This is a genomic window from Ligilactobacillus sp. (assembly GCF_036846325.1).
Taxonomy (GTDB): domain Bacteria; phylum Bacillota; class Bacilli; order Lactobacillales; family Lactobacillaceae; genus Ligilactobacillus.
This window is the reverse complement of sequence record NZ_DAIUCE010000057.1, coordinates 1-11,773: the sequence shown is the minus strand read 5'-3', so window position 1 is coordinate 11,773 and position 11,773 is coordinate 1. Positions and strand designations below refer to the sequence as shown.

The window sequence follows — 11,773 nt, the reverse complement described above, 5'->3', positions numbered from 1 at the left end:
CGGATAAAGCGCACCATATCGGCAAAATCAAGCGAGATTGTCTTCGTATTGTCATTGGGGTGGAAAAGCAGTCTTTTTCCTGAAAGAGATCTGTCAATCAAAATTTTAAGTTTAAAATCTTCGACATTGACCAGGTTTAAGATTGATACGCATCCAGGTTTGACTCCAAGAACTTTCTCAAGTGTTTCCTTATCTGCAAAACTTAGACGGGAAGTCTGGCAGATTTGTGCAATCTGCTTTATGTTTGCAAACTTGTTTTCAGAAAGAACAACCAAAATAAAAGTCTTCTTCTTGGAATCTGTTAAAAAAAGATTCTTGCATCCCGTTCCGCTGATCTGTGTTTTTATGTGCTGCGCTTCGGCAACCGTCCGTACGGGAGGATGACAAATCTCGTCATAGTCGATGGAAAGTTTTTTAAGAACGTCGTAAATCAAGGTTTCCTCCTGGTGTTTTTTGAATTTTCATTAAAGTTAAAGTAATAAGATATTGTTTCTAAACAGCTTGATACGAAAAAAGGAAGTCGACCCTGGTCGCTTCCTCTCTCAACTTTTATGACGGCTTTTGTCCTTGATTTCTTTTTTCGTCATGACGCACAAGGTGCATGAACCGATGTCTGTATCTCAAAACCGCTTCGTCCATTTCGTAATCGCTCCACTCAGGAACGGGTGAGAACTCGTATGTGACGTACATCGTCTCGCCTTCAAATCTTATCCCGGTGATTCGTTCAATCGAAACATAGATACCGGTTTCCGTATCATAGATGATATTGCCGACGTCAGCAACCTCATCCCATTCCCCTCTTTCATACGGAAGCTCGGTCTGCGTCGTCACGAATTCCTCTGACAGATTCTCTGAACGATATCTTTGACATAAGCAGTCATAAATTGCTGAAATTTCTCCGTTTACATCAACAAAGGCATGAGCGTTTATGATGTTGATCACGACGTATGTCTTCTGGCCATCTCTGACGACGTCCCCAAGCTCTGCTTTTTTATCAAGCTTATGTCTTATTCTCATTCTCTTTAGCAAATCAGACTACACCCCCATCGTGCTTGAATACTCTTTAATCATAGCATGTTTTATCAACCATGACTATTAAAAGCACCGGGGTTTACAAATTATTTAATCTTTTAGAGCCTGCAGTGCCGAATGCGCAATCTGTTCAGGCAAAAGGCCGTACATTTCATGCAGTTTTTCGGTCGGAACCATGTCAGGGAACCCCTTTTCAGCACCTCGGACAATGACCTTGATGTTTTTCGTGCCGAAATAGGCCGCGATTCTCTGGCCGAATCCTCCATCGATGCTCCCGTCTTCCAAAGTGACGACAACTCTGTATTTTTCAGCAATCGCATCAAGCATTTCGCTGTCAAATTCAGTGACCGAAAGCGGGTTGATGATCGTAGGATCGATTCCGAGTCCGCTCATCTCTTCTGCAGCTTCCTTTGCCAAATCGATGAATTGCCCCAAAGCAAGCACTGCGACATCGGTCCCCCGCTTGACAATCTGATATTTAAACCTGTTTGAATCCGGTTCTTCAGTGTGCTTCAAAGGACCAGCAGGAATTCTGATCGCAATCGGATGTTCTGTCTGTTTAATTGCAAACTTAAGCATCGCCCGAAGTTCTTCTTCACTCGCAGGCGTCAGATATTTAACGTTTGGAATGCTTGAAACAAAGGGAATGTCAAACATGCCTAAATGGGTATTGGAATTCATGTTTGCCGTTCCGCCGAAGACAAGCATCACCACCGGCAAATCGTTTAAGGCAACGTCATGCGACAGCTGATCATAGGCGCGCTGCAGAAAAGTGCTGTTTTGGAAAACAACGGGCCGTGCTCCTGCCTTGGCCATTCCGGCAGCAACGGTCAGGGAATGCTGCTCGGCAATGCCGACGTCCAGATAGTTTGCAGGATGCTTTGTTTCAAAGCTCTTCAACCCGAATACGCCAGGGATGGCCGCATTAATTGCCATCAGCGGCACGTTGTCAGCCAGTTCTTCTTCGAGAACGTCCAAGACAACATCGGCATAGCCTTTAGGCGCATCACCCGTTTTCGATTCTCCGGTTTCAAGATTCCATGGTGTATGCCAGTGAAATTCCATCTTGTGATCTTCAGCCGGTTCATATCCCTTGCCCTTTAACGTATTGACGTGCAATACGACGGGATGATCAACGTCTTTGACAGATTCAAAAAGCTCGATTACTGATTTTAAATCATTGCCTTCGTCTAAATATCGATATTCAAACCCCATCGCCTTGAAAATATTGTTTGAACTTTGTCCATGCGTCTTTCGGAGTTCCTTCAGCGCGCGATAAAAACCGCCTTTGTTTTCATCAATTGACATCTGGTTGTCATTGATTACGATAATCAGATTGCTGTCCAAAACGGAAGCATTGTTGAACCCTTCAAATGCCAGCCCGCCACTGAGCGATCCGTCACCGACAAGAGCAACGATGTTTTCCTTTCCGGAAAGCAGATCGCGCCCCTGCGCAAGTCCTGTCGCCAGGCTGACGGAAGTTGACGTATGTCCGACGGTAAAGTAGTCATATTCGCTTTCATCAGGATTTGTGTAGCCCGTAACGTCATTGTAGCAGTCCGGGTCAAGAAAGGCTTTTTTCCTTCCGGTAAGCATCTTGTGGCCATATGATTGATGCGAAACGTCAAAGACAATCTTGTCTTTGGGGGCATCAAACACATAGTGGAAGGCCGTCGTAACTTCCATGATTCCAAGGTTCGGACCGACGTGACCGCCGATTGCGGCATCCTTTTCCAGAACCAGCTGTCGCATCTCGTCTGGAAGCCTGTTTAATTCCTCAAAGGAAAGCTTCTTCAAATCCTCAGGACTGTTAATCTTGTTCAAGACGTAATCAGGATGTTGATTCATTTAAAAAACCTCGTTTCTGTCGACTTATCTTTACAGATTCAATTCTTTTTCCAAAGCATGCAAAACGCCGTCTTCGTCATTTGTCAAGGCTTGATGTCCTGCAACTCTCTTGACTTCATCCGAACCGTTTGCCATCGCATAGCTGTGACCCGCAAGTTCAAGCATTTCAACGTCGTTTCCGCCGTCGCCGCATGCCATCAGGTCCTTTGCATCAATCCCGTAGTAATTGAGTAGTTTCTTCAAGCCATACGCCTTATGGCATCCGGGGATGATCAGGTCAATCGAACCATGTCCGCTGGAGGTTGCTTCAAGTTTTCCGGCAAGCCTGTCATTCATGATTTCAAGATATTCAGCCGTCTTTTCGGCCGGGCATTCAATCGTCATCTTAAAAATGTCGTCTTCCGGCATCTCTTCCAATGTATCGAGTCTTCGGTTGACCGGACAGTAGAAATCCATAATTTTTCCGAAATGATCATCGGCCCGTTTCAGATAATAAGTTGATTTAAATCCGCAGGCAGCATAATTGACATCGTCATATTCGTCCAGGACGGAAGCTGTGAACAGCACGTCTTCACGAGAAACGGTCTTCTTGAAGAGAATTTCTTCTCCCTCCATGATGCAGCTCCCGTTTTCGGCAACGTATGAGATCTCATTGTAAATTTCAGGGAACGAGCGTTTAAGCTGCACGTATTGATTTCCGCTTGCAACAATGAACTTGATGCCGCGGTTCTTCATTTCATCGTAGAGCTTCTTGAAAAGCGCTCGATTATAGTCTTTTTTTGAATTCAAAAACGTTCCGTCCATGTCTACGGCAAGTGCTTTGATCATAATTCATACTCTCCTTTCATATTGATACCAACAAGATTTTAACACAAAGTAAAGCGCTTGCCAAGATGATTGAACATCAGCATTCGCCTGGAATATACGCAAAAAACGCACTGCCTTCATCGCAATGCGCCTTCCCGTTGCCGTGACCTGGCTTGATTTTTTAAACCAGATCATTTATTTCTTTCAAATTTCTGACTTCATAAGTTGGTTTGTTTTCCGTTTCGTTCCTGCTTCCTTTGGGATTGAACCAGACACTGTCAAGTCCGGCGTTGTTTGCCCCCTTTATGTCCGATGTCAGAGAATCACCGATGACGACCGCCTTTTCCGGAACGAATCCTTCAATGTTTCGTTCGACGACATCAAAAAATTCCTTATCCGGTTTTTTGACGCCCATCTTCTCTGAGATGAATATCTGTTCGAAGTAGTCTCCGAATCCCGAATCCCTCAAGCGACGTTTCTGAACGTCAAGATTTCCGTTTGACACGACGTACAGCCTGTGCTCTGAATTCTTCAATGACGTCAGCAGCTGTCTTGCACCGCAGACCTCATCATGTCCCATGGAAAGGTAATTCATATACTTCGGAGTCAGTACGTCCGCATCAACGTCAAGCGAGAAGTACTTCTTGAAAAAAGTCGGAAAACGCGTGGCAAGCAGTTGTCTGCGCGTAATCGCGCCGACTTCGAGCTTCTTCCAGAGGCTTTGATTGTAGGCTTTATAGCTTGCTTCAATTTCTGCATCAAGTTCAATGCCGAGATCATCGAACAATTTCCCCAATGCCTGCGTTTCAGCCGCACCGAAATCAAGCAAAGTGTCGTCGACGTCAAACAGCAGCGTATCGTATCTTTTCTTCATTTTATCCCTCTCTTAATTAGCTGAGTTCCAGTTCGTATGCCTTTCTTTCAGGCTCAACCGTCTCATCTTCAATATAAATCATGCCGCGATATTCGAATCCGAATTTATCGGCGATATGCTGCAAGCGCTGATTTTTAGGATGAGTGTCGATTCTGACGTGCTTGAAGCCCTTGACTTCGATAATCGTCAGCAAGCAGGCAAAGAGCGTGTCGTTCAAATGCATCCCTTTATACTTGCTTGAGATGGCCACGCGATGAATCGCAATGTAATCATCGGACTTGTTTTTCCATTCTCCTGCATTAATCCGCTGATAATTTCTGTCCGGACCTTCAATCAATGATGCCATCCCTGCGATTTCTTCATCGACAATTAAAACATAGCAGCATCCGTCTTCAATGTCATTTTTAAAATTTTCAATCGACGGCGAACCGTTCTGCCATTGCGAAGAACCGTCATTTGCCAGAATTTTCTTCGCATCTTCAAAAATTTCACTGATTCTGGGTAAATCACCAGGAGTTGCCTGTCTGACGTATTTCATAATCTTTAACCTCTAATCCAATTCAAAAAGCTTCTTTGAAAGTTCAATTTCCCCTGGATCGGGATTGCTGTTTAAAAATTCGATTTTCCCGATTCTGTCTTCTTTCCGACGCTCGTTTTTGGCCTCGAGCAGGCGTCGCAATTCCCTTGCCGCACCGGCACCGCCGTCAATGACATAAACGTCGTTTCCGACGACTTGCCGGATTGCCTTCTTAGCAAACGGGAAGTGAGTGCACCCCAAAACGACCGCATCTATGTTTCCGACATACGGATTCAAAATCGAGCGAAGATATTTTTTCAGTTCAGGCGTGTCGATTTCGCCCCGTTCGACAAACTCAACCAGATCAGGCGCAGGGAGTTCGAGAATTTTAGCCTGATCTTCAAAGCGGTTCATCAGATTTTTAAATTTCTTTTCCTTTAGCGTCAGTGGAGTTGCCATGACGAGAACCGTTGAATTCCTTTTATGCAGGACAGCCGGCTTTAATGCCGGTTCAAGTCCGACGATCGGCAGTTCCGGGTACTCTTTTCTGAGTCTTGAGGCCGCAGCACTCGTTGCGGTATTGCAGGCAATTACAATTGCCTTGACGTTCTCCTTCAGGAAACGCTGAACTATTTTCTCACTCAGCTGATACACCTGTTCCGTACTTTTGACGCCGTACGGGGCATTGAATGAATCACCATAGAAAATGTAGTCTTCGTTTCCCATGATTTTCACGCATTCGCGCAAAACTGTCAGACCTCCCATTCCGGAATCAAAAATTCCGATCGGGCGTTTTGTTTCTTCTGAATCCATGTCAAACTTCCTTTTGCAAATTATTTTTCAAGCAGATCCCTGTCGATGATTTGAAAATTGGCACGATGAATGTAAAGCGCCTTGCCGTCAATCATCAACTTGGTCATTTTCGGCAGATCCTTCGGTATCTTCCAGTAAACGTCATCTCCGGAATAAGCGGCAATCGGCTGTCCGAGCTGGGACTTGATGACGACGATCCTGGATTTTCCGAACATGTTCTTATATTTGTTCAAAAAGCGCGCAACGGATGCATAGCTTGAAAGAGCCCCGCTTTTGCTGCCACTGATCGACTTTTTCGTAAAGTTGACATCAGGCTTCAGGCCTTTCTGAACAAAAACGCACGTGTCACCGCATGATTCGATTTCCTTGCCGTCAACCGTAATCGTAATTACCGAAGAAAGTTCATAGCGTTCCTTGACGTCACCGTCGCTGTCATAATCAGACGTCTTGACGGGATTGCCTGTAATGCTGATTTTTCGTCCGCTCGTTTCCAGCACTTTCGAACCATAATTGTCGTAAGTGTAAATGGTATAATCATTGCCGACAAGCGAACCCTTGATGTCGTTAATGGCTGACTGAAGCATGCTGCATCCTCCAAGTACGAAAATAATCGCAATTGCAGCAATTGCTTCGATAAAATGCTTCTTTTTCATTTGTTTCTCCCCTAATTGTCAAAATGTTTGTTTTTCTGCTTCTTTGCAACACGTTTCCTGAATGCCGCAATCGTTGCCGAAGCAATCAGCAGAATGCCCAAAACAATCGAATATGAGCCGGCTTTTTCAAACGGGGCCCTTTCAATCAAAACAGACGTTTTCAAATAGTGATTCGACAATTCCATCACGATTGAAGACAGGGTATTTGAAATTATAAAGCTGACGACTGATCCGGCGACGATCTGTTCTGCTCCGATCAAATACAGAGCGCTGACGCTGCTTTGCGTCAGTCTGGCAGTCAAAAGCATCAAAGCAAGAATCAAAAGCATCATCACGATTCTGAAACCAATCGAGATAAAGATTCGGTAATAGGAAAGAGTCCTGGCAACCGGCGTATTTTCAGCCGTAAGACCATCATAGACGTCTTTTGCATAACGATTCAATTCTTCAGAAATCGTGTCAGTCTGAGACTTTAACCTTTGTTCAGCCAGGGAAGCTTCCTGGCCGCTCAAAGTCCCGTTTTCCTTCAGCTGACTGAAGACGTCGCCGATTGCCTGATCAAGTTCTCCCGAAATGTCGCAGTCAGCGTAAGCTCTGCCTTCCTCAAGATTGGTCAGAGTCTGATCAACAATCATTGAAACGGCATTGTCTGCGTGTTCATCAGCTTGAAAGGATGCTTTTAAGTCATTGTTTTCCGCAGAGTTTTCAAGCACTGTATTTTCAAACATCAGTGAATACATCCTGTCAGACATTTCCGAAACAATCTCAGTTCCCTTGACTGATTCCGAAATCACCTGCTTAACGGTCAGACTGAGCAAAAGCATCATTGTCGAAAGAACCAGCAGCAGTCCCGTCATCAAAAGTGCAACGGGATGTTTTTTTCCGTTTTTCATTCACTCACCTCTTAAGCCACTTTATTAATTATATTCTATTGTCAGATGGAGCACAAACAAAAAAAGCCAACCGGCACCCGCCGGCTGACAATTCTGCTGCAATCTTACAAGCTGTTGATGTACTCTTTAATGCGTTTGGTTGCTTCTTGAAGGCTTTCCATCGAAGCAGCATAGCTCAAACGAACGTAGCCTTCACCACCAGGTCCGAAGGATGCGCCAGGAATCAAGGCAACACGAGCTCCCTTGGCGAGATCTCTGACAAACTTCCATGAATCAGTACCGCACTTCGCAGGAATTTTGGCAAACAAGTAGAATGCACCGTCAGGACTGGCCATCTCAAAACCGACTTCTTCCAGTTCTTTTTTGACAAAGTCGCGACGCTTAAGGTATTCGGACTTCATCGCATCGCTGTCATGCTTGCCGTTTCTCATGGCTTCCAAAGCAGCATATTGAGCATTCGTCACCGGCGCGGTAACCATGTACTGATGAGATTTAACGGCTTGATCGACAAAATCCTGAGGTCCGAAGAGATAGCCGATTCTCCAGCCGGTCATCGCATGAGACTTGGAAAGTCCGCTTAAAAGAATCGTTCTGTCAGGGATGATTTCCGCCATTGAAGTATGCGTGCCGGAATAGGTCAATTCTGCGTAGATTTCATCGCAAAGAACCCAGATGTCCTTTTCGGCACAAACATCAGCAATAGCCTGCAGCTGCTCCCTTGAATACGTAACGCCTGTCGGATTGCTTGGGAAAACAAGCACCAGGACTTTGAAATGCCTGTCCTTGTTTTCGTCAAATACTTGACGCAGGCGTTCCGGTGTCAAGACGAATCCGTCGGCACTCGTGTCAACCGTTACGACGTTGCCGTCGTTAATTTCGCTGATTGGAGCATAGATTGGAAAGACAGGGGTCGGCATAATGAGCGTGTCGCCCGGATTCATGATCGTCTGCAATGCCGTGGCAATCCCTTCAGTCGCACCAATCGTAGTAATCACCTGGCTTGGCTTGTAGTGAAGATTGTATTTCTCGTTAAAGTATGCGGCCGTTGCTTCGCGCAGCTCAGGAATCCCCGCATTTGGCGTATAATGCGAAAGATTGTCATCAATCGCCTTTTTAGCAGCTTCCTTGATATGCTCTGGCGTATTGAAGTCGGGTTCTCCCAGCGTTAATTTGATAATTCCCGGAATTGCGCTTGCTTCAGCGTCAAATTGACGAATTGAAGAAACGGCAATTTTTTCAATTTTGTGGTTGAATTTATTTTCCATAGTGACTCTCCTTATAGCATCTCGCATTATAATATGATATGAAATCAATTATATCATTTTAATCTAAAAAAAGAAATATCCACTGAATGTGAATTATATTCATCCTGAGTGCCTTATTTTGCAACTTTAATCTCCGTATAAGGCGAAAACATCGCAAGCTGCTCCTTTGTCGGCTGCTTGTCCGTGATAAACATCGAAATTTTATCCAACGGACAAATTCGATAATAGGACTTGTTGATGAATTTTTGGTGCTCGGCAACCAGAATTACCTTTCTGGCACGTTTGACCGCTGTTCCAACAATCTGCGCATCGCCTTGATCAAGCAGATACGCACCTGTCTCGTCAATTCCGGATGCCGCAATGAATGCCGTGTCAAATACGACGTCGGCCAGCTCTTCGACGGCCAGGTTCGAATAAAAGTAACGATTCTCGTGATTAAGCGTCCCGCTTAAAACTTTAACCGTTACTTTGTTGTGCTCAGACAATGCGATGCAATTGTCAAGCGAATGAGTAATGATCGTTAACGGCATGTTGATCGTCTGACAAGTTTTCAAAAGAATTGTTGAGGCATCGACGAAGTAGACGTTGTGCGGCTTAAAATACTTTGCGGCCTCATTTGCAATTTGTGTTTTCTGTTTAGTAAATTGTGACAATCGACTTTGGAAATTGGGCACGCTTTTGCCAAAATCCAGAGGCAAAATGCCACCATGAGTTCTCTTGACCTCACCGCGCTTCGTTAAAAGCACTATATCCCGACGCGCAGTATCCTGCGAGACGCCGAATTCTTCCATAATGTCCTTGGTTGAAAGTTCCTGGCGTTCCTCGAGAAGCTGTTTAATGAGTTCGATTCTTTTTTCCTGACTCATGATCTACACCTCAGCTTAAAAATATTCTCTACTTAATTATACAGGCTTGAATCAGTAATTTAAAGCAACTTTAATTACTTTTTAGAAAATAATGCGTATTTAACGATATTTTAACTGATAAAAATCCGAAAAATAGTTATTTAGTAAAATTGTTTAAGCAATTGTAAGCGAAACACAAATTAAAAAGCCCTCGCTTTCCTTCAAAAGCGAAGACTTCACCGTTAAGATAATCAGTTTTCGAATGCCGCCTGCAATTGCGGAACAATTTGCTTTTTGCGAGAAACGACGCCCGGAAGATCAACTTTGTTATCGACAAGTTCTTTGCCAAAAGCCTTTTCGACAACGTCTTGCGGTTCACCGACAACGAGCAGGCGTGTATCGGAATCAAGGATGTTCGTAACCATCAGCAAGAAGAGATCATAGCCTTCTTCCTGGCTCTGCTTCTCGATTGCCGCTCTCAAAGCACTTTCGCGTGCAAACACTTCATCCAGATCGACCGTATTCACCTGATCGACGCGAACCGTCCTGCCGCCCATTTCAAAGGACTTTGCGTCAGCCGTGATGAGTTCTTCTTCAGTCTTTGAAGCAAGGTTCGTGCCTGCCTTGAGCATTTCCAGACCATATTTTTCGTAATCAACGCCTGCAATCCCGGCAAGTTCTTCAACCGCCTGCCTGTCTTCGTCCGTTGTTGTCGGAGACTTGAACAAAAGCGTATCGGAGATGATTGATGAAAGCATCAGTCCGGCAATCTTTTCAGGAACTTTGACGCCTGAAGCCTTATATTCCTTATAAACAATCGTGCTGCAGCATCCGAGCGGTTCTGCATGATAGTATAAAGGTGCCGCCGTATCAAAATTTGCAATTCGGTGGTGATCCACAACGTGAGTTACCGTAAGATCCTTAATGTCATCGACACTTTGCTGCGGTTCGTTGTGATCGACGAGCATGACTGCCTCAACTTCATCAGCAGCTTTTTCAATTACGCGAGGTGCGGGTTCCTTGAAGTAATCCAAAACAAATTTTGTCTCTTCGTTTGGTTCGCCCAAGGCAACGGCTTCAGTTTCAAATCCGCGCTGATTTTGAAGGTATGAATATGCTTTTGCGGCGCAGATTGCGTCCGTATCAGGGTTTTTGTGGCCAAAAACGAGTTCTTTCATTAGGCTGATTCTCCTTTTGAATAATATACGTTAATTATAACCCCCATAATATAAAAATACAATTATGAGTTAGTTTTCAGTATTGATTTTCTTAAGGTGTTCAATATAGTCCTCTTCGCTCAGGTATGCATCAAATGCGTTTAAGAAATTAGCGATTCTCGGAATCTGATTTTTGCCTTTTCTGAAAACAAAGGACAAATCAAACTTGATTTCAGGCTCAAACAAGGCCGTCATCAGCTGTCCGTTGTTATGAGCCTCGACAAACGACGTCGGCAAAGCCGTATAGACGTCAGTCTTCTTTGCAAAGGAAAACAGCTGCGCAGGCGTCGCAAAGTGCGCAACGCTTGTCGGCTTGTCAATCAGAGCATTCTTGTATGCTTCGCGGATCACGTCATTGACATAATACTGCGGAGGATAAGTCACCCAATCGTTCGTCAGCGTATCCTTCAGCCGTATTCGCTTACGCTTGCTTAATTCCTCATTGTTGTGAATAAACAGCAGATCCTCGGTAACAATTTTCTTTGATTCATACGGTTTCCAATTCTTAATGCTTTCATCCGGAAGATATGTAACAGCAAGATCAATGGTATTGTTTTCGAGTCGTTCCCAGATTTCTTTACGCGTCAATGAATGCAGCGTCAACTTAATCCCATGATTATGCTCATAATAATCCGTAATGAAACTTGCAAAAACGCTGCTTTCGATTGAAGCCAGGATTCCGATGCTGATTGAACCTTGAGTCGCGCTTGTCGTTTGCTGGATTTCATCGGCAGCCTTGTTTAATGTTTCGTATATCTGGTGCGTGGCATCAAGCATCGTGTAGCCCGCATCCGATAAGTGCAATTTCTTTCCGACTGAATAAAACAACGGTGCTCCGACCGTTCGTTCAAGCTTTTTAATCTGCTGGGTCAAAGCAGGTTGCGTAATGCCCAAAATCTGTGCCGCCTGCGTATAGCTCATCGTTTCGGCAAGCTGCAGAAAATAACTGAGCGTCTTGGAGGAAAAAATCGTATCTTGTTTTGTTTTCATAACATTTTCCTTTCAGGTT

General features: G+C 44.5%; 13 protein-coding genes. All 13 read right to left on the bottom strand.

Annotation, left to right across the window (positions count from 1 at the left end; translation table 11 throughout):
* A partial coding sequence (locus tag V7Z60_RS06545) for a YbaK/EbsC family protein (protein WP_334117044.1) occupies window positions 1–434 on the bottom strand: 434 nt, incomplete at its 3' end.
* Window positions 435–549: 115 nt separating this feature from the next.
* Window positions 550–1,029 carry a hypothetical protein gene (locus V7Z60_RS06540; RefSeq protein ID WP_334117043.1) on the bottom strand — a complete coding sequence of 160 codons (480 nt, stop codon included), beginning with the start codon at window positions 1,027–1,029 and terminating at the stop codon, window positions 550–552.
* Window positions 1,030–1,122: 93 nt separating this feature from the next.
* Window positions 1,123–2,880 (bottom strand): 1-deoxy-D-xylulose-5-phosphate synthase, encoded by a 1,758-nt coding sequence (locus V7Z60_RS06535; RefSeq protein ID WP_334117042.1) that lies wholly within the window; start codon window positions 2,878–2,880, stop codon window positions 1,123–1,125.
* A 30-nt stretch (window positions 2,881–2,910) separates the two neighbouring features.
* Window positions 2,911–3,708 (bottom strand): Cof-type HAD-IIB family hydrolase, encoded by a 798-nt coding sequence (locus V7Z60_RS06530; RefSeq protein ID WP_334117041.1) that lies wholly within the window; start codon window positions 3,706–3,708, stop codon window positions 2,911–2,913.
* Between the two features lie 160 nt (window positions 3,709–3,868).
* Window positions 3,869–4,561, bottom strand: a complete 693-nt coding sequence (locus tag V7Z60_RS06525; RefSeq protein ID WP_334117040.1) for a YjjG family noncanonical pyrimidine nucleotidase — start codon at window positions 4,559–4,561, stop codon at window positions 3,869–3,871.
* A gap of 16 nt (window positions 4,562–4,577) precedes the next feature.
* Window positions 4,578–5,099 (bottom strand): GNAT family N-acetyltransferase, encoded by a 522-nt coding sequence (locus V7Z60_RS06520; RefSeq protein WP_334117039.1) that lies wholly within the window; start codon window positions 5,097–5,099, stop codon window positions 4,578–4,580.
* 12 nt (window positions 5,100–5,111) lie between these two features.
* On the bottom strand, window positions 5,112–5,891 hold the full coding sequence (murI, locus tag V7Z60_RS06515; protein ID WP_334117038.1) for a glutamate racemase: 780 nt from the start codon (window positions 5,889–5,891) through the stop codon (window positions 5,112–5,114).
* 20 nt (window positions 5,892–5,911) lie between these two features.
* Window positions 5,912–6,544: a DUF5052 family protein gene (locus tag V7Z60_RS06510; RefSeq protein WP_334117037.1), complete on the bottom strand. Its 633-nt coding sequence runs from the start codon at window positions 6,542–6,544 to the stop codon at window positions 5,912–5,914.
* A gap of 11 nt (window positions 6,545–6,555) precedes the next feature.
* On the bottom strand, window positions 6,556–7,437 hold the full coding sequence (locus V7Z60_RS06505) for a hypothetical protein (RefSeq protein ID WP_334117036.1): 882 nt from the start codon (window positions 7,435–7,437) through the stop codon (window positions 6,556–6,558).
* A gap of 104 nt (window positions 7,438–7,541) precedes the next feature.
* The gene (locus tag V7Z60_RS06500; RefSeq protein ID WP_334117035.1) at window positions 7,542–8,702 is read right to left on the bottom strand and encodes a pyridoxal phosphate-dependent aminotransferase; all 1,161 of its coding nucleotides are present in this window, start codon (window positions 8,700–8,702) and stop codon (window positions 7,542–7,544) included.
* 113 nt (window positions 8,703–8,815) lie between these two features.
* Window positions 8,816–9,568 (bottom strand): DeoR/GlpR family DNA-binding transcription regulator, encoded by a 753-nt coding sequence (locus V7Z60_RS06495; RefSeq protein ID WP_334117034.1) that lies wholly within the window; start codon window positions 9,566–9,568, stop codon window positions 8,816–8,818.
* Between the two features lie 230 nt (window positions 9,569–9,798).
* A complete protein-coding gene (locus tag V7Z60_RS06490) occupies window positions 9,799–10,725 on the bottom strand; it encodes a manganese-dependent inorganic pyrophosphatase (RefSeq protein ID WP_334117033.1) in 927 nt (308 codons plus the stop codon).
* Between the two features lie 69 nt (window positions 10,726–10,794).
* A complete protein-coding gene (locus V7Z60_RS06485) occupies window positions 10,795–11,754 on the bottom strand; it encodes a LysR family transcriptional regulator (protein ID WP_334117032.1) in 960 nt (319 codons plus the stop codon).
* Between the last annotated feature and the right edge of the window lie 19 nt (window positions 11,755–11,773).

What these genes read in the sequence shown, in the direction of transcription:
- V7Z60_RS06535 (WP_334117042.1), bottom strand. Translation starts at nt 2,880, where the DNA reads ATGAATCAACATCCTGATTACGTCTTGAACAAGATTAACAGTCCTGAG.
- V7Z60_RS06530 (WP_334117041.1), bottom strand. Translation starts at nt 3,708, where the DNA reads ATGATCAAAGCACTTGCCGTAGACATGGACGGAACGTTTTTGAATTCA.
- V7Z60_RS06525 (WP_334117040.1), bottom strand. Translation starts at nt 4,561, where the DNA reads ATGAAGAAAAGATACGATACGCTGCTGTTTGACGTCGACGACACTTTG.
- V7Z60_RS06520 (WP_334117039.1), bottom strand. Translation starts at nt 5,099, where the DNA reads ATGAAATACGTCAGACAGGCAACTCCTGGTGATTTACCCAGAATCAGT.
- murI (WP_334117038.1), bottom strand. Translation starts at nt 5,891, where the DNA reads ATGGATTCAGAAGAAACAAAACGCCCGATCGGAATTTTTGATTCCGGA.
- V7Z60_RS06510 (WP_334117037.1), bottom strand. Translation starts at nt 6,544, where the DNA reads ATGAAAAAGAAGCATTTTATCGAAGCAATTGCTGCAATTGCGATTATT.
- V7Z60_RS06505 (WP_334117036.1), bottom strand. Translation starts at nt 7,437, where the DNA reads ATGAAAAACGGAAAAAAACATCCCGTTGCACTTTTGATGACGGGACTG.
- V7Z60_RS06500 (WP_334117035.1), bottom strand. Translation starts at nt 8,702, where the DNA reads ATGGAAAATAAATTCAACCACAAAATTGAAAAAATTGCCGTTTCTTCA.
- V7Z60_RS06495 (WP_334117034.1), bottom strand. Translation starts at nt 9,568, where the DNA reads ATGAGTCAGGAAAAAAGAATCGAACTCATTAAACAGCTTCTCGAGGAA.
- V7Z60_RS06490 (WP_334117033.1), bottom strand. Translation starts at nt 10,725, where the DNA reads ATGAAAGAACTCGTTTTTGGCCACAAAAACCCTGATACGGACGCAATC.
- V7Z60_RS06485 (WP_334117032.1), bottom strand. Translation starts at nt 11,754, where the DNA reads ATGAAAACAAAACAAGATACGATTTTTTCCTCCAAGACGCTCAGTTAT.